We start from the raw sequence: 14,188 nt of genomic DNA, 5'->3' as shown, positions 1-14,188 counted from the left end.
GGTTGGCCGGCAAGCGAGAGAGAAAGGCTCATCTTTGCATGATGAATTCTCAGCAGCGTCTCTCTCCATTCAATGACAGGTATGTATGGCCATTTTTCAGTATCGAGATGGCCTGCAAACGGATCTCTGGATGGAAACCGCAACACTTACTGGCCTTGCACTTTATGCTTTAGTGATGACGATCACGCCGGGGCCGAACAACCTGATGCTCACCACATCAGGCCTTGTCTTTGGCATGGCACGAACATGGCCACATATTCTCGGAATTCCTTTTGGTGTTGCCGTTCAATTGATGTCGGTCGGCGCTGGCCTTGGGGCTGTCTTTGCACTTGAACCCCGTATCCAGATTTTTTTGAAAATTATTGGCACGGCTTACCTGCTCTGGCTTGCCTACAAACTCTGGCGTGCCGCCGAGATGCCCGATGCCTCTTTGGCAAAGCCGGTTTCTTTTTTCCAGGCTGCCGCATTCCAGTTCGTAAACCCCAAGGCCTGGCTGATTGCGGTAACCGTCATCGCGGCCTTTATTTCTCCAGATAACGGCTATCTGATCCAGCTTGTCTTTGCCTCAGCGATTTTCACCGTTGTCGGCATTCCATGCTTGGCAGTGTGGGCGGCCTTCGGGGCTGGACTGCGACAAGTGCTTCACGATCCATCGAAACTTCTTCTCATAAATCGCAGCATGTCCGCGCTCGCGGCACTGACAGCAGGATTGTTTTGGCTATGAATTTTCTTTCACGCAAAGATCTCGAAAATCATGCAACTACATGGATCGAAGCATGGAACCGCCACGACGTCGATGCGGTGATCACGCCATTTTCCAAGTCGGTTGTATTCGTTAGCCCGAGGGCGGCAATCGTGACCGGAGACGCAACGGTGCGAGGCCGAGATGCGCTTTATGACTACTGGACGAAAGCCCTCGCCGCCGTTCCCGACCTGGAATTTGGACTTGAATCCATCACCTGTGACGAGAACGCGCAAACCGTTCTGGTCCACTACGTGTCGCATGCCGGTGGAAAGACTCTTCGAGCATGCGAACTCATGCGGTTCGAGAATGGACTGCAAGTTTATGGCGAGGCGTTTTATGGCGCGGATGTTGCGGAGCCGTCGCAATGAGACCCGTCGAACCTTCAAGCGAGAATTTCTATCGTTGGGGAAACGGCTGTTCGGGCTGGCGCCTGCTCGACCTCGAGCACCTTCAGGTGAGGCAGGAAACAATGCCGCCGGCGACGGCTGAAGAGCCCCATGTACATCGTGAGGCGCATCAATTCTTTTATGTGCTGGATGGGCAAATGACGATCCTCACCCCCATCGGCGTCACTCTCATTAGTCCGGGCCAAGGAATGCATATACCGGCCGGGCAACCGCACTGGGTCAGAAACGACGACGTTTCCGATCTTATATTCCTGCTCTCATCCAGCCCAAGTACATCCGGTGACCGCTACCCCGCCGACCCAACGAATTGGGGGGCTTGAGCTTGGATCGACGGCTATCGTCACGCAAAATTGCCTCTGGTGATCAGGTTGTGCGATCAGCGGCACTGTAAAACGGTCAGCAGCCCCATTTCGATATGCCCTGCGCTGAATTCGTGCACAACCTCGCCTTGTTCAAGAAGCTTGAAGCCTGAGCGCTCGGCTATCGCCTCAATATAGGCGGAGCCGTGGGAAAAACAGCCCGCATTGGCGAGTTCCGGGTTGATGCAGGGACCAAAGCCAAGACGGTCTCCTTTGTCATTTGGATAGACTGTGAAGGCAAACAGGCCTCCGGGATCCAGGATATTGGCGACGCTCTGGAGGATTGTGGCTAGGTCTCCGAAATGGATCAGGACGGCCGCAGCCGCGACCGCATCGAACCGAAGCGCGGTGGCAGAGAGAAACGACGCCAGATCGTCGCGGACAAGTGTGTCGTAAAGCGATTTTTGTCTTGCGACTGACAGCATCGCCTCGGACAGATCAATGCCCGCCAGATGCGCGGCCCGATCTCGCAGCAGGCCACCGACCAGTCCGGTTCCGCATCCTATGTCGAGAATCCGGTTGCCGTGTCGGGGCAACAGCCGGGCGAGCGCGTCGCCGACATGGCGATGCGCCAGATAGCCCTCCGCCCGATCCCAGTCGCGCGCCCTGGAGGAATAGAGTTGGTCGAGCTGCGCCGCGGAAGCACTAAAGGGGACCGGCCCCCTGTTCATTTGCGCCAGACGCATCCGGGCGCCATCGACATCACCCGGATTTTCGCCCAGATATCTCTCCAGATGGGCGATGGCCTCTTCATGATCGCCGGCATCGACCAGCAGATCCCCGAGCAGGAAGCGGGCGCCGGCATGGCCGGGCGCGTGTGACAGGCACCGGCGCAAGGGTTCGATTGCCGAGCCTCTGTTGCCCATGTCGGTCAATGCGACAGCCAGGTTGTAGAGAGCGTCCGGATAGGTCGGGCGACAGGCGACGGCGTTCTCGAACGCGGCGATCGCTTCCGGCAATCTGCCGTGCTTCCGCAACGCAATGCCGAGATTGTTCCGGGCCGTTGCGTCGTCGGGTTGAAATTTGGTCACGGCTGTCAGCGTTTCGACTGCTGCCTCCAGCCTTCCTTGCGCCATTTCGATCAGTCCGAGAAGGTGCATCGCGTCGACTGGCGGCGGGTCTTGCACACAGATAGTGCGGCAGATACTTTCGGCCTCGCCGAGGCGACCGGCGCCATACGCCTCCAACGCAAGACTCAGATCAAAGATGGCGGTGGCATGGGTCATGGGTGGTTCTCGCCATTGGCAACCCTCAGTTAGCCAGCTCGATCTGGTAAGTCGCCATCGGCCTCAGCGTCGCCACGCGGTCATACAGGTGTCGGGCGGCCGCGTTGTCCTCGGCCGTTTCCCAGTAGAGGCGACGCCAGCCCTCCTGCCTGCCCAGAACCTCCAGATGTTCGATGAGCCTCGTCGCAACGCCCCGGCCCCTGTGCAGGGGAGAAACCCAAAGGTCTTCGAGATAGCAGACGAGGCGGAGCGAGAATGTGTGGGGATGGAGAATTGTATGCGCCAGCCCCACAGGTTCTCCAGCCTGAAACGCGAGCCAGGCATTCATCGGTGAGGAAGGATCGCGTACGCGCTGCCACAGCCCGGCGATGACCGCCTCGTCCATGTCCCTAGCACCGAAATGCGCGCGGTTTTCTGCCCAGAGTTTTTCCCAGCCGCTTCTGTCTGCGTGGCTTGCGGCCTTGATCGTTATCGTCATGTCGTTGTCCCTGGAGTTGCTTCATCGAGCAGAAGGCCGGGCGCGTCGGCCGGGATCTCGCCCGCGCGCAGCCAGCCAAGCGCGAGTGGCCACAGACTGTCCCTGAACCGGTCATGGAAAAAGGCGAAGTGTCCGATGGATGATACGCCGATGTCCGCTGGGGCAATGCGCCAATGATGCCGGTGGCTGGACGTGAAATAGGCGAGCAGCCGGTTGAGGGCTGCCGGGGTGCCGTGCGGATCGTCTTCAAGGCCAATCGCGAGCATGGGCGCCGTCACCCTGGTGAAGCGTCTTTGCATGATTTCGGATTCCCGCTCCCCACCGATGAAAAGATCCTGCCGCACGGTATGCTCGAACCGGGCCTTCATTCGGCTCCAGTCCCGGACCACGCCTGCGGGCGTATCCTCCATCCAGCCAAGCCGTTTGGCCGGAAAGTAGCCGAACATCCGTGTCAGCAGCGGCATGACGATGTGCCACTTGATATACATGCGCGGGCGTTCGGCTTCGCCGTAATCCCGCCAATAGGCGAATTGGGATCCGACGGTGAGAATGCGCCCGATCCGCCGGTTCGAGGGCGCAAGCCCGATCGCAAAGCCCCCGATCGAATGGCCTACGACATGGATTTCCTGCCCCGGAAAAGTGCGTTCAGCGTATGCGAGCGCCGCCTCCAGATCGTGCGCGCCCCAATCCACCCAGTCGGCACGGAAACCGCGCAGGGATTTTGGCCGGGATTCGCCGATCCCCCGGTAATCGAAGGTGAGCACATCGAATCCGTTGAGAAACAGGTAGTCAGCGAAGCGCGAGTAGTAGCGGCACCTTACAGACGTCGCGGCGCTGATGATCACGATCGGGCGCGCGGCCGCAACACCGCCGTGTCGCCATAGAAACCCGCCGAGAAGCCGGCCATCGTCTGTTTCAAGGCACACTGACAATGCTTGGTTCGGCATCTCCCGGACACCAGCAACCTCTGTTCCGCGTCCGTGGTTTATCACGCTGACGCCTCTCGATTGTTACTTTCAAGTATCCGTTTTTTCTTCGCCCGGATGGAGATTGTCGAATGAGCATCCCTCCATATGGCGTGAGAAGCGCTCATTTGTTTTCGTTATCGATTGCAGGCTCATTTGGCGAAAAGCTTGAAATCAGCCAAGGAAAGTCGATGCATCCAATCGTTCGCCTTCGAGAACTACCGCTTCAGACACAATCGCATGGTGGAGCTTATGAAGCGCACATGGCTGCCGTCGCAGCGCCGTCTGGCGCGAAGCGGCTTGGCGCTCGCTACGTTGAAATACCCCCGGGCAAGAAGGCTTGGCCCTTTCATTGCCACCATGCAAATGACGAGCTCTTTGTCATTCTGGCGGGGGCCGGTGTGCTGCGATATGGCGAGGAAGAACACGACGTAAGCGCTGGTGATGTCGTCGTTTGCCCCGCCGGTGGCGTTGAAACAGCTCATCAACTGCGGGCAGCAGGCTCCAAACCGCTGCGCTACCTAGCGGTCAGCACAATGAATGAGCCCGACGTCCTGGAATATCCCGATAGCAACAAGGTGACGGTATTCGCGGGCTCCGCGCCGGGTGGTGAAAAAGCAGCCCGAAGCCTGGAACTAACCGTGAAGAAAAATGCTGCTGTCGGATATTGGGAGGGGGAGGAATGAAGTGGAGTCAGAACAGGAAAAGAGAACTTTTTACCATTCCTGCGGTTTGGGTTCTGACGCTTCTCACCGCCACTGCTTTACTGCCCACATCAGCGCTTGCGATGGAACTGACCAGTCCATCCTTCGATGACGGCGGCAGGATTCCTGGCCGCCATGCGTTGCGCGGTCTCGGATGTCTTGGCCAGAATGTCTCGCCTGCCCTTCATTGGAAAGACGCGCCAGAGGCGACGAAGAGCTTTGCCGTGACCATGTTCGATCCCGATGCGCCAACCGGGAGCGGCTGGTGGCACTGGGTGCTGGTCAATATTCCCGCCGATGCGACCGGTCTGGCCGAAGGCGCACGGCCGGGCAAGGCAATCGCCACGAGGACTGATTTTGGCATGGCCGGTTACGGCGGCCCCTGTCCGCCGGTCGGCGCTGAACCGCATCGCTACGTCATCACCGTCTATGCGCTCGATGTCGACAGCCTGCCGCTGGATAATTTATCTTCAGGCGCGATGGCAGGCTTCATGATCAATAGCCACTTGCTCGCCAAAACAAGCATCAGTGGATATTTTGGACGATAAGCCCAAAGCGCGGTCGAGAAAAAGATCCCAGGTGGAAAAATGTCGGGCTCACAAGATGGTACCGCGAGAGGCCCGTTAATACGCCGTCTCTCCAGCAAAGACGCTGCCCAACTCGCGCCGCTCCTCGAAGCCTATCGCGCGGAGATGTATCCAGCCTCACAGACAGAGACCCCCCGCCAGGAAGCTGCCGCCGCCTTGCTGTCCAGCCAGACGGCCGAGGTGATGGGCGGTTTCCTGGACGGTAAACTGTCGGCATTCGCCGTTTTCTTCGATCTACCGGAAGCAATTTCAAACGGACGCGCCGGACAGCTCGACGACCTCTATGTGGCTGCTGGCGCTCGCGGCCAACGTCTGGCCCAGCGAATGGTAGAGGCGGTCGCAGCGATCGGCAGAGCGCGCGGCTGGGTTCATCTGAGATGGCTTGTGCCAGAGGACAATGAAGCTGCACTTCGGACCTATGAGCGCTTTGCCAAAGCAGCATCCTGGAAAAGCTACGCGTTGTGGTTGGGCGATAGCGCCCCTTGGTGAGGGAGAATATCTTCAGTCTTTTATTCAGAAGGTTTGCGGGCATCTACCTCATCGAAGCCCTTCCCTTTCACCCCTGCAAAAGGGTCATGATCTTAGCGACAGGTAGAACGCCATGGCGGCCGAAGTTGCGCCGAAGGCGCATGTGCCAGTCCAACCCCACGTCGCATACGCAGCGCCTCCAACGCCGGCACCGACTGCCCCCCCAGCGAGCATGGTCGCCATGAACACGGTGTTAAGCCGGCTGCGGGCGGTCAGGTCGAGTGCATAGACACGCGTCTGGTTCGCAACCTGCGAGGACTGTACGGCAAGGTCCATAACTAGGATACCGAATACCAAACTGATGAGAGAACCTTGCCAAAGCCCGAAGACGAAGAAGGCGAGCGTTACGAGGCCAGCGCCGACTGTCACGACGACGGCGGGTCCGCGTCGATCCGCAAAACCCCCGGCAATTGGCGCGGCAAGCGCCCCGCAGACTCCGACAAGCGCCAGAAGGCCGACCGCCGTTCCTCCAAGCTGATAAGGTGGTTCGGATAGCAGCAGCGCGAGATTCGACCAGAAGCCAATAAAGGCTGCGAAAATCAGGAATTGCACTGCGACTGCTTGCCGGAGAACACCATGCGTTCGCAGAAGCGTCCATAAGGAACCAAGCAGTCGCAGATAGCTCAAGTCAGTTGTTGGCGGCACACGAGGCAGCCAGAGCGCAAGCGCCACACCAATTACCGTCATCATTGCCGCCGAGAACCAGAACACGAAGGGCCAGCCCCAAAGGTCCGAGATTGTGCCGCTGACCGTGCGGGCAAGCAGGATGCCGATCAATATGCCGCCCGTCACTTTGCCAAGAATGCGTCCACGCTCGGAAGGTGGGGCAAGATGCACGGCAAGTGGAACGATTTGCTGCGTGACGGTGGTAAATAAGCCGACGGCGAGACTGGCGACCGCCAGCCACACAAAACTCGGAGACAAGGCCGCACCAATCAACGCGATCACCAACGCAACGAAAGTACGGAGAATGAGAGATTTGCGCTCCAGCCGGTCTCCGAGTGGGGCGAGAAGCAACACGCCGAAGGCATTACCTGCCTGGGTGAGAACCGGCACGATGGCAGCAGTGCCGGCGGCCAGCCCAAAATCTGCCGTCAGATGACCGAGGAATGCCTGATTATAGTAACTGTTGGCGACGGTCGCACCCGCGCTGACCGCGAGAAGGCGTACCAGTGCAGCGGACAAATGTTCAGATAGGGAGCTATTCGGTTTCATAGCAGCCGCTGGCCCGGATGTACTCGATCAGGGTGCGTTCCAGATTTCTGCCCCCAAGTGTAGCAATGTTCGGCATGACAATACGCCGGGTGGTTTTATATCTGTCTTTACAGAAGGAAGTGATTGGCTGGCGGTTTGGATCAGACCGGAACTCAGCCTTCCGATAGTCCACATTGACGAGGAGAGGTCCTGACCACAGCAGCGTTGGTGTTGAGATATCGACGTCTTTCCAAGGTAAGGGCTTGCCGCCAAAATACCGCCCGACGATGAGGCCGTTGGCCTTAAAAACATACATCGGGCCACGGCTCCGGCGGCACCTGAACACCCCGAACAGGGACATCAGCGTCCCTGTCATAAAAAAAGCCGCCGAGATCGCCGCCATCGCAAACTCTGAAAGAGAGCAGGCTTTGAAAACGGCGATGGGCATGCTCACAGCACCTAGTAGGAACGGCAGCGTAAAGAAAAGAAGCAGCGCCGCCCGCCAATAGGACAAGTAGATCGGAAAATCAGGAAGATGCGTGGCGTTGGCGGGTTCCTCCGGTGCCATTATCGTTTCTCTCGCTCCGCTGGTCGGCATGTCTTTGCGGCCTCTGCCAGCATCCAGGTCCTGACATTCCTGATGCGGCGGTCGCGCTCAAGGGCCGGCGGATAGCAGAGGTAATAGCCTGCGTTTGCCGGCACTTGGTGCGGCATGATCGGGCCGAGCCTTTCGGCGGCTATGTCGCATGCGGCAATTTCGATGCCCGCAAAGGTAATTCCTGCGCCGTCGATCGCGGCCTTGAGGCCAAGGCCCGAAGAGTCGACGATTGTGACTGCCGCAGGGCGGGTCGGACCGCCCGGGAGCGTTTCGTTCCACCGCTGGAAGTCCTCGCGCCGATGCTGGGACAGAAACAGGTTGGTTTGCGAGATGGCTTGGCGAATATCGATTTCGTCATTTGTTTGCCAGTCATCCGGACGGCCAAGCAACGTCACATTTTCGTCGAACAGGCGCTCGGAGAGAACACCAGCCCATTGCCCCGAACCATGGCGCACAGCAGCATCTGCAACGCCGGCGCCAAGATCGACGGCGGTTTGGGTCGTAGAGATCAAAAGTTCGAAGCCGGACCTCGCAAATGGATAGGACGCCATCCGTGGCGACAGCCAATGAACCGCGAATGTCGGCAGCATGGACAGGCGCAAGGGACCAAGCTTCCGTTCCTGCTTCACTGTCGCGACAGCCTGAATGATCCGCGTGAAGCCGACGGTGAGATCCGGAGACAACAGTCGTCCGGTCTCCGTCAGTTCAAGGCGCGGTCCGACGCGGCGCATCAACTCTACCCCGAGCAGATCCTCGAGGATCCTGAGTTGATGACTGACGGCGGAGGGCGTCACGCCGATTTCTTCGGCCGCATCCTTGATCGACATGTGGCGTGCGGCGGCCTCGAAAGCGCGCAGGGCATTCAGCGGCACGGACAATCGCATCGTTTCGGTCATGGCGCGCTCGCTCTCGTATTTTCCGTCCTCTCCGGATGCCGCCGTTCTCCTCCTGCACTTGGCATCGAACAACGAAATCTCAGCTTTCTCTGAGGATTGCTCACTCGCCAGGCACGGATGTTGGGTGACAATGGGGTGTCTTTCAAAGGGGCCAAATTGCTATGAGTGACGTGCTTGCTTTCGATGATCGCGATGGCCTGATCTGGCTCGATGGAGCACTCGTTCCCTGGAACGAAGCCCGGCTCCATGTCATGACCCATTCGCTGCATGCCGGAGGGGCCGTGTTCGAAGGAATTCGGGCCTATGACGGAGGTATATTCCTGTCCAACGTGCATTTCTCCCGCTTCCAGCGTTCTGCCGAGATCGTCGGGTACACGCTTCCCTATTCTAGCCTTGAGCTCCTCAAAGCATGTGAAGCCGTTCTCTGGGCGAACGAATTGAAGGATGCCTATATCCGTCCCATTGCCTGGCGCGGCAGCGAGAGCGTGACGGTGGCCGCCCGCAACGCCACTATCCACGTTGCGATTGCCGCCTGGGATTGGCCGACGCCGGCCGCCGAGGGAAGGAGCACGACGGGTATTCGCCTTCAGCTCTCCTCCTGGAGGCGTCCGCGTGCCGATACGGCGCCGACGGCCTCCAAATGTTCCGGCCTCTACATGATCGGCACGCTCGCGCGGCATGCCGCAAATGACGAGGGTTTCGACGATGCCCTGCTGCTCGACATCGACGGAGATGTTGCCGAAACGACCGCGACGAACATCATACTGGTCGAGGGTCGCAAGCTCGTGTCCCCGGTAGCAGACTGTTTTCTCGACAGCATCACCAAACGCCATGTCTTCGCTCTCGCGCAGAGGGCTGGCCTGGAACTCGAGGAGCGAAAAGTCTCGCTGGAGGAGTTGTGCGCGGCAGATGAAGTCTTCGTTGTCGGCACTTCGATCGAGATCCAGCCCGTCGTCGAACTCAAGGGGCCAGCGATTGGAGCCCAATGGAGCGTTGGCCCTCTTACCCAAAGCCTCATCGACAACTTTCAGAACTCGGTTCGCCAACAATGTCCCGCATAGGCGGACACCCTTGCCAAAAGGACCGGGTTTCGATGCGTTCTCCATGTCGTTCTTCTCGGAGCAAAAGATTTTTCGTGATAGCCAATAGTATTTGATGTTACACTTCCCGTAAAATGCAAAAGCGTAACATGACACTATCGGGCTACTCACATGCGTCTACAATCACCCTGGCAACCTCGCCTTACTGGTGACATGGACTCTCCATGCGATCGGCTCGTCGCCGCCGTGTCGGAGGACATCGCAGCCGGGCGATTGGAGGTTGGAGACAGGCTTCCGGCCCACCGCGATCTTGCCTGGCGTCTCGGCATCGGCCTTGGCACGGTGACGAAGGCCTACGGAATCCTGGAGCGGCGCGGCCTGCTGCGCTCGGTAAAGGGACGGGGCACGTTCGTGGCCGTTACCGAAGCCCGCAGAGGCGACGTCATCGATCTTTCGCGCAACGCGCCGCCCGCCGTCATTAGCGAGAGGCTTCTGTCCCGATCTCTCAACGCGATCGCCAGGCGTATCGACGCGGATGTTTTCAATACCTATCCGCCCGTAACCGGGCATCAGAGGTTCCGCCAAGAAATGGCGCGCTGGTTTCGCCGTCTCGGTCTGGACGCCGAGCCTGCCTGCCTGCTTCTGACCAATGGTGCGCAGCACGCGCTGTCCGTCAGCCTCTCCACGCTCTGTGGTCCCGGCGGTACGCTCTATGTGGAGGATCAGACCTATCCCGGTGTGATCAACGTTGCGCGCCATCTCGGCGTCAAGCTCACTTCAATTGCTATGGATGACGAAGGCATGCTGCCGGATCAGCTTGAACGGGAACTCGCGACAAGTCGCGGCAGCAACGCGGCAGTCTATCTCACGCCGACGATGCAGAACCCGACCACGAGTTCGATGAGCAAAGCGAGAAGGAGCGCGATCGCGCTAATCTGCCGCAAGTCAGGCATCATCGTGATCGAGGACGACGTTTATGCCCTCGCGCCCGACCCGGACTATCCGCCGATCGCAAGCCTTGCGCCTGAGCATGTCTTTTATATCAACAGCCTTTCGAAGACCCTCAACCCGGCTTTGCGGATTGGCGGTCTCGTGGTTCCGCCGGCATGGCTGGACCGCGCGGAAACCGCGATGCATGCCAGCGGGCTGATGATCAGTCCGCTGAGTTGCTCGGTCATGGAACAATGGCTCCTCGATGGAACGGCCGATGCCATCAGCACGGCTATACAGGAAGAAGCCATTCGCCGCCGTGCGATGGCAACGGACTTGTTGGGGCAAGCTGTACGCCAACCTGTCCATGTCGGTTATCATCTGTGGGTTCCGCTAGGCCATTCCGATGCCGAGGCACTCGAGACTGCGGCGAAGGCCTTGGGCATTCTGGTTACGCCGCCGTCTTCAACCTCCGCAAACGGCATTAGCTCCGGAATCCGTCTTTGTATCGGTGCGCCATCCTCTGAAGATCTTGAGCAGGCGCTTCCCGCGATCAGGCGCATAGTCGATCGCTTCAGGATCGAGACCGGCGCAGGGACGGCCAGAAATACCAGACCACTGCTGCCACTACGATAAGACCACCTGCGATCGCCGATTTCCCCGGATCTTCGGCGAACGCCAACCAAACCCAAAGCGGACCGAGAACCACATCCAGAAGTGCGATCAAAGCCGACTCCGACGAAGCGACATGGCGTCCACCTGCAAGAAATAACAGGAATGCGAGCGCGGTCGTGAGAAAGGCCAGCATGAATATCAATCCGAGCGCACCGCCCCCCGGAAGCTGGCCGGATGAGAATGGGAATGCCGCAATCGCACCCAACGCCGCCCCTGCTGCATTCACGTGAATGAGATTCAGGGCTCGATTACGGCGTGTGACGATGAGAAGCGCCCCAAAGCTCAGCGTCATTGCGAAGGCCGTACGCATCCGGGGAAGGACGCCTTGCTGTTTTGAGAATTTTGGTGAGGCTCCGGCTATATCGACGTCAATATAGCCAGTGTTTTACCCATGGATATCATTCGCAGCGGTCGCCCGCAGATCAGTCGGCTGGAGATTGTAGAGAAAGGTCGTCGCCGGCACTTTAGTGACGAAGCCAAGCTGGCGATTGTCGCGGAGAGCTATAGCGGACCCCAGCAGGTATCGGCGACGGCTCGTCGCCATGAGATTACGCGCTTTCAGTTGAATAGCTGGCGCAAGGCGGTGCGGGAAGGACGGCTCGGGGGTGGTTCATTGGCTGGTTTCGTTCCCGTTGTTGCGGATTATGACGCGGCGGCCGAGCATCCTGTTCCGGTTGCTGATCTGGAGCCTTCGGCGTCTGGTTCTGGTCGCATGGAGGTCGTGATCGCGAACGGCCGGCGCGTTGTTGTCGACCGTGATGTCGATGTGGATGCGTTGCTGCGGATCGTCCGTGGCCTTGAGGGGCTGGAATGATCGCGATCCCGACAGGTGTTCGGGTTTGGCTTGCGACGGGCTATACGGATATGCGGTGTGGGTTCCCGTCGCTGGCGCTGCGGGTGCAGGAGGTGCTGAAGCATGACCCGTTGGGTGGCCACCTGTTCTGCTTCAGAGGCAAGCGCGGCGATCTGGTCAAGATCGTTTGGCACGATGGTCAGGGTGCCTGCCTGTTTACGAAAAAGCTGGAACGAGGAAGGTTCATTTGGCCTTCGGCCGAAGGTGGCGCGGTGGCAATCTCGTCGGCACAGCTCTCCTACCTGCTCTCCGGAATTGATTGGCGCGCGCCTCAGGAAACTTGGCGACCAACGCGAGTATGATTGCATTTAAGCATTGAGATTATTGGGAAATCTGGTTGAATGTCGTCATGACATTGCCGCCGCTTTCCCTGCCTTCGGACCTTACCAGCGCCCATGCGGCGCTGCTGGCCGAGCGCGCGGCGCGTGTGCAGGCCGAGGCGGAAGCCGCCAATGCAAAGGCGCGGTTGTCGAGCACCGAGGCGCTGATCGCACATCTGCAATTACTGATCGGCAAGCTGGAACGGGCCAAGCACGGGCCGAGTCGTGAGCGCACCCAGCGGCTGATCGACCAGTTGGAATTGCAGCTCGAAGAACTCGCCGCGTCGGCGACCGAGGACAAACTGGCGGCCGAAGAGGCCACGGCCAAAACGCAGGCGGTGCGTGCCTTCACGCGTAAACGGCCAGTGCGCCAGCCCTGGCCGGAGGATATCGAGTGCGAGCGCATCGTCCTCGACGCGCCGACAGCCTGCGCTTGCTGTGGTGGATCGCGGCTATCGAAGCTGGGCGAGGACATCACGAGAACGCTGGAGGAGATCCCGCGCCGCTTCAAGGTGATCGAGACGGTGCGCGAAAAATTTACCTGCCGCGATTGTGAGGCGATCAGCCAGGCTCCCGCGCCGTTCCATGCCACACCGCGCGGCTTTATTGGCCCGAACCTTCTGGCGACGATCGTCTTCGACAAGTTCGGGCAGCATATCCCGCTGAACCGGCAGAGCACCCGGTTCAAATGCGAGGGCATTGACCTGTCGACCCAGACGTTGGCCGATCAGGTCGGCCACGTCGCCTTCGCCCTCAAACCGGTCTTCGACCTGATCGAGACGCATGTGTTCCAGGCCGAGCGGCTTCACGGCGACGACACGACGATCCCGATCCTGGCAAAGGGCCAATGCACGACCGGGCGAATATGGGTTTACGTGCGTGACGATCAGCCATTCGCCGGGCCTGCACCACCGGCTGTGGTCTTCTATGCTTCCAGCGATCGGCGCGGCGAGCACCCGCAACGGCATCTGGCCGACTTCAGCGGCATCCTTCAGGCTGATTGCTACAACGGCTTCAATCCGTTGTTCGACCGGACGAGAAAGCAAATGCCGGCAACGCCCGCCTTCTGCTTCGCCCATGCGCGCCGGAAGTTCTTCGAACTGGCCGATGTCGCGCGAAACGCCCGGCGCGGCAAAGGGGCCAAGCCGATCTCGCCGGCGGCCCTCGAAGCCGTGAAGCGCATCGATGCCCTGTTCGCCATCGAGCGCGATATCAACGGCCAGAGCGCGGCAGAGCGGCTTGCCGTCCGGCAGGAGAAGAGCAAGCCCTTGCTGAACGATATGGAGGAATGGTTGCGCGCCGAGCGGGGCGGCCTCTCGCGTTCATCGCCGGTGGCTGGGCCGATCGACTACATGCTGTCGCGCTGGGCCGACTTTGCCCGCTATGCCGACGACGGCAGGATCTGCATGACCAACAATTGCGCGGAAAGAGCGTTGCGCGGTGTGGCTTGCGGAAGAAAGGCCTGGCTCTTCGCCGGTTCCGACCGTGGCGCCGATCGCGCGGCCATCATGCTCACGCTCATCATGACCGCACGGCTGAATGACGTGGATCCCAAGGCTTGGCTCGCCGATATCCTTGCTCGTATCGCTGACCTGCCGATCTCGCGTCTGCCGGAATTGCTTCCGTGGGAGTGGAAGCGGCTACGCCAGGGTGAAAGTCCAGCCCTCATGCTGGCGGCCTGAC

General features: G+C 59.6%; 18 protein-coding genes. 11 read left to right on the top strand and 7 right to left on the bottom strand.

Annotation, left to right across the window (positions count from 1 at the left end; all coding sequences use genetic code 11):
- Positions 1 to 85 precede the first annotated feature (85 nt).
- The 3 genes from STARVERO_RS14660 to STARVERO_RS14650 are packed head-to-tail and all read left to right on the top strand — an operon-like array spanning position 86 to position 1,472.
- The gene (locus STARVERO_RS14660) at positions 86 to 724 is read left to right on the top strand and encodes a LysE family translocator (protein ID WP_021239563.1); all 639 of its coding nucleotides are present in this window, start codon (positions 86 to 88) and stop codon (positions 722 to 724) included.
- Positions 721 to 1,113: a nuclear transport factor 2 family protein gene (locus STARVERO_RS14655; RefSeq protein ID WP_021239562.1), complete on the top strand. Its 393-nt coding sequence runs from the start codon at positions 721 to 723 to the stop codon at positions 1,111 to 1,113. Before STARVERO_RS14660 ends, STARVERO_RS14655 begins: the two co-directional genes overlap by 4 nt.
- Positions 1,110 to 1,472, top strand: coding sequence for a cupin domain-containing protein (locus STARVERO_RS14650; protein ID WP_084466028.1), 363 nt, complete (start codon positions 1,110 to 1,112; stop codon positions 1,470 to 1,472). The genes STARVERO_RS14655 and STARVERO_RS14650 overlap by 4 nt, the downstream gene beginning before the upstream one ends.
- 56 nt (positions 1,473 to 1,528) lie before the next feature.
- On the opposite strand, the gene STARVERO_RS14645 is transcribed toward STARVERO_RS14650, so the two are convergent.
- The 3 genes from STARVERO_RS14645 to STARVERO_RS14635 are packed head-to-tail and all read right to left on the bottom strand — an operon-like array spanning position 1,529 to position 4,162.
- The gene (locus STARVERO_RS14645; RefSeq protein ID WP_159599674.1) at positions 1,529 to 2,737 is read right to left on the bottom strand and encodes a tetratricopeptide repeat protein; all 1,209 of its coding nucleotides are present in this window, start codon (positions 2,735 to 2,737) and stop codon (positions 1,529 to 1,531) included.
- Between the two features lie 25 nt (positions 2,738 to 2,762).
- Entirely contained in the window at positions 2,763 to 3,215 is a 453-nt protein-coding gene (locus STARVERO_RS14640; protein ID WP_021239558.1) for a GNAT family N-acetyltransferase, read from the bottom strand.
- The gene (locus STARVERO_RS14635; RefSeq protein ID WP_021239557.1) at positions 3,212 to 4,162 is read right to left on the bottom strand and encodes an alpha/beta hydrolase family protein; all 951 of its coding nucleotides are present in this window, start codon (positions 4,160 to 4,162) and stop codon (positions 3,212 to 3,214) included. The genes STARVERO_RS14640 and STARVERO_RS14635 overlap by 4 nt, the downstream gene beginning before the upstream one ends.
- Positions 4,163 to 4,272: 110 nt before the next feature.
- Here STARVERO_RS14635 and STARVERO_RS14630 point away from each other — a divergent pair, with 110 nt between their 5' ends.
- The 3 genes from STARVERO_RS14630 (at position 4,273) to STARVERO_RS14620 (ending at position 5,960) form a co-directional block, all read left to right on the top strand.
- Positions 4,273 to 4,866: a cupin domain-containing protein gene (locus tag STARVERO_RS14630; RefSeq protein ID WP_201766655.1), complete on the top strand. Its 594-nt coding sequence runs from the start codon at positions 4,273 to 4,275 to the stop codon at positions 4,864 to 4,866.
- A 101-nt stretch (positions 4,867 to 4,967) separates the two neighbouring features.
- The gene (locus STARVERO_RS14625) at positions 4,968 to 5,432 is read left to right on the top strand and encodes a YbhB/YbcL family Raf kinase inhibitor-like protein (protein ID WP_021239554.1); all 465 of its coding nucleotides are present in this window, start codon (positions 4,968 to 4,970) and stop codon (positions 5,430 to 5,432) included.
- Positions 5,433 to 5,471: 39 nt separating this feature from the next.
- Positions 5,472 to 5,960, top strand: a complete 489-nt coding sequence (locus STARVERO_RS14620; RefSeq protein ID WP_021239553.1) for a GNAT family N-acetyltransferase — start codon at positions 5,472 to 5,474, stop codon at positions 5,958 to 5,960.
- 84 nt (positions 5,961 to 6,044) lie between these two features.
- On the opposite strand, the gene STARVERO_RS14615 is transcribed toward STARVERO_RS14620, so the two are convergent.
- The 3 genes from STARVERO_RS14615 to STARVERO_RS14605 are packed head-to-tail and all read right to left on the bottom strand — an operon-like array spanning position 6,045 to position 8,759.
- Positions 6,045 to 7,214 (bottom strand): MFS transporter, encoded by a 1,170-nt coding sequence (locus tag STARVERO_RS14615; RefSeq protein WP_159599672.1) that lies wholly within the window; start codon positions 7,212 to 7,214, stop codon positions 6,045 to 6,047.
- Positions 7,201 to 7,761, bottom strand: a complete 561-nt coding sequence (locus STARVERO_RS14610) for a hypothetical protein (protein WP_159599670.1) — start codon at positions 7,759 to 7,761, stop codon at positions 7,201 to 7,203. Before STARVERO_RS14610 ends, STARVERO_RS14615 begins: the two co-directional genes overlap by 14 nt.
- Positions 7,761 to 8,759, bottom strand: coding sequence for a LysR substrate-binding domain-containing protein (locus STARVERO_RS14605; RefSeq protein ID WP_244616777.1), 999 nt, complete (start codon positions 8,757 to 8,759; stop codon positions 7,761 to 7,763). The genes STARVERO_RS14610 and STARVERO_RS14605 overlap by 1 nt, the downstream gene beginning before the upstream one ends.
- An 89-nt stretch (positions 8,760 to 8,848) precedes the next feature.
- Between STARVERO_RS14605 and STARVERO_RS14600 the strand changes: the two genes are divergently transcribed.
- Together STARVERO_RS14600 and STARVERO_RS14595 are read left to right on the top strand one after the other, a co-directional pair.
- Positions 8,849 to 9,748 carry a branched-chain amino acid transaminase gene (locus tag STARVERO_RS14600; RefSeq protein WP_159599668.1) on the top strand — a complete coding sequence of 300 codons (900 nt, stop codon included), beginning with the start codon at positions 8,849 to 8,851 and terminating at the stop codon, positions 9,746 to 9,748.
- 150 nt (positions 9,749 to 9,898) lie between these two features.
- A complete protein-coding gene (locus STARVERO_RS14595) occupies positions 9,899 to 11,293 on the top strand; it encodes an aminotransferase-like domain-containing protein (protein WP_159599666.1) in 1,395 nt (464 codons plus the stop codon).
- On the opposite strand, the gene STARVERO_RS14590 is transcribed toward STARVERO_RS14595, so the two are convergent.
- Positions 11,232 to 11,624: an EamA family transporter gene (locus tag STARVERO_RS14590; RefSeq protein WP_159599664.1), complete on the bottom strand. Its 393-nt coding sequence runs from the start codon at positions 11,622 to 11,624 to the stop codon at positions 11,232 to 11,234. The two genes, STARVERO_RS14595 and STARVERO_RS14590, sit on opposite strands and share 62 nt — an antisense overlap.
- Before the next feature lie 99 nt (positions 11,625 to 11,723).
- Between STARVERO_RS14590 and tnpA the strand changes: the two genes are divergently transcribed.
- From tnpA to tnpC, 3 genes are read left to right on the top strand one after another with little or no spacing between them, the layout of a single operon-like run.
- Positions 11,724 to 12,146: an IS66-like element accessory protein TnpA gene (gene tnpA / locus STARVERO_RS14585; protein WP_064334523.1), complete on the top strand. Its 423-nt coding sequence runs from the start codon at positions 11,724 to 11,726 to the stop codon at positions 12,144 to 12,146.
- The gene (gene tnpB, locus STARVERO_RS14580) at positions 12,143 to 12,487 is read left to right on the top strand and encodes an IS66 family insertion sequence element accessory protein TnpB (RefSeq protein WP_050746938.1); all 345 of its coding nucleotides are present in this window, start codon (positions 12,143 to 12,145) and stop codon (positions 12,485 to 12,487) included. Before tnpA ends, tnpB begins: the two co-directional genes overlap by 4 nt.
- Before the next feature lie 47 nt (positions 12,488 to 12,534).
- Positions 12,535 to 14,187, top strand: a complete 1,653-nt coding sequence (gene tnpC / locus STARVERO_RS14575; protein WP_159601799.1) for an IS66 family transposase — start codon at positions 12,535 to 12,537, stop codon at positions 14,185 to 14,187.
- The last annotated feature ends 1 nt before the right edge of the window (position 14,188 follow it).

It is taken from the genome of Starkeya nomas (assembly GCF_902703545.1).
Lineage (GTDB): Bacteria > Pseudomonadota > Alphaproteobacteria > Rhizobiales > Xanthobacteraceae > Ancylobacter > Ancylobacter moscoviensis.
Note: the sequence above shows the minus strand (reverse complement) of the source record. Positions and strands in the feature narration are given on the sequence as shown.

What these genes read in the sequence shown, in the direction of transcription:
- STARVERO_RS14660 (WP_021239563.1), top strand. Translation starts at nt 86, where the DNA reads ATGGCCATTTTTCAGTATCGAGATGGCCTGCAAACGGATCTCTGGATG.
- STARVERO_RS14655 (WP_021239562.1), top strand. Translation starts at nt 721, where the DNA reads ATGAATTTTCTTTCACGCAAAGATCTCGAAAATCATGCAACTACATGG.
- STARVERO_RS14650 (WP_084466028.1), top strand. Translation starts at nt 1,110, where the DNA reads ATGAGACCCGTCGAACCTTCAAGCGAGAATTTCTATCGTTGGGGAAAC.
- STARVERO_RS14645 (WP_159599674.1), bottom strand. Translation starts at nt 2,737, where the DNA reads ATGACCCATGCCACCGCCATCTTTGATCTGAGTCTTGCGTTGGAGGCG.
- STARVERO_RS14640 (WP_021239558.1), bottom strand. Translation starts at nt 3,215, where the DNA reads ATGACGATAACGATCAAGGCCGCAAGCCACGCAGACAGAAGCGGCTGG.
- STARVERO_RS14635 (WP_021239557.1), bottom strand. Translation starts at nt 4,162, where the DNA reads ATGCCGAACCAAGCATTGTCAGTGTGCCTTGAAACAGACGATGGCCGG.
- STARVERO_RS14630 (WP_201766655.1), top strand. Translation starts at nt 4,273, where the DNA reads ATGAGCATCCCTCCATATGGCGTGAGAAGCGCTCATTTGTTTTCGTTA.
- STARVERO_RS14625 (WP_021239554.1), top strand. Translation starts at nt 4,968, where the DNA reads ATGGAACTGACCAGTCCATCCTTCGATGACGGCGGCAGGATTCCTGGC.
- STARVERO_RS14620 (WP_021239553.1), top strand. Translation starts at nt 5,472, where the DNA reads ATGTCGGGCTCACAAGATGGTACCGCGAGAGGCCCGTTAATACGCCGT.
- STARVERO_RS14615 (WP_159599672.1), bottom strand. Translation starts at nt 7,214, where the DNA reads ATGAAACCGAATAGCTCCCTATCTGAACATTTGTCCGCTGCACTGGTA.
- STARVERO_RS14610 (WP_159599670.1), bottom strand. Translation starts at nt 7,761, where the DNA reads ATGGCACCGGAGGAACCCGCCAACGCCACGCATCTTCCTGATTTTCCG.
- STARVERO_RS14600 (WP_159599668.1), top strand. Translation starts at nt 8,849, where the DNA reads ATGAGTGACGTGCTTGCTTTCGATGATCGCGATGGCCTGATCTGGCTC.
- STARVERO_RS14595 (WP_159599666.1), top strand. Translation starts at nt 9,899, where the DNA reads ATGCGTCTACAATCACCCTGGCAACCTCGCCTTACTGGTGACATGGAC.
- STARVERO_RS14590 (WP_159599664.1), bottom strand. Translation starts at nt 11,624, where the DNA reads ATGACGCTGAGCTTTGGGGCGCTTCTCATCGTCACACGCCGTAATCGA.
- tnpA (WP_064334523.1), top strand. Translation starts at nt 11,724, where the DNA reads ATGGATATCATTCGCAGCGGTCGCCCGCAGATCAGTCGGCTGGAGATT.
- tnpB (WP_050746938.1), top strand. Translation starts at nt 12,143, where the DNA reads ATGATCGCGATCCCGACAGGTGTTCGGGTTTGGCTTGCGACGGGCTAT.
- tnpC (WP_159601799.1), top strand. Translation starts at nt 12,535, where the DNA reads ATGACATTGCCGCCGCTTTCCCTGCCTTCGGACCTTACCAGCGCCCAT.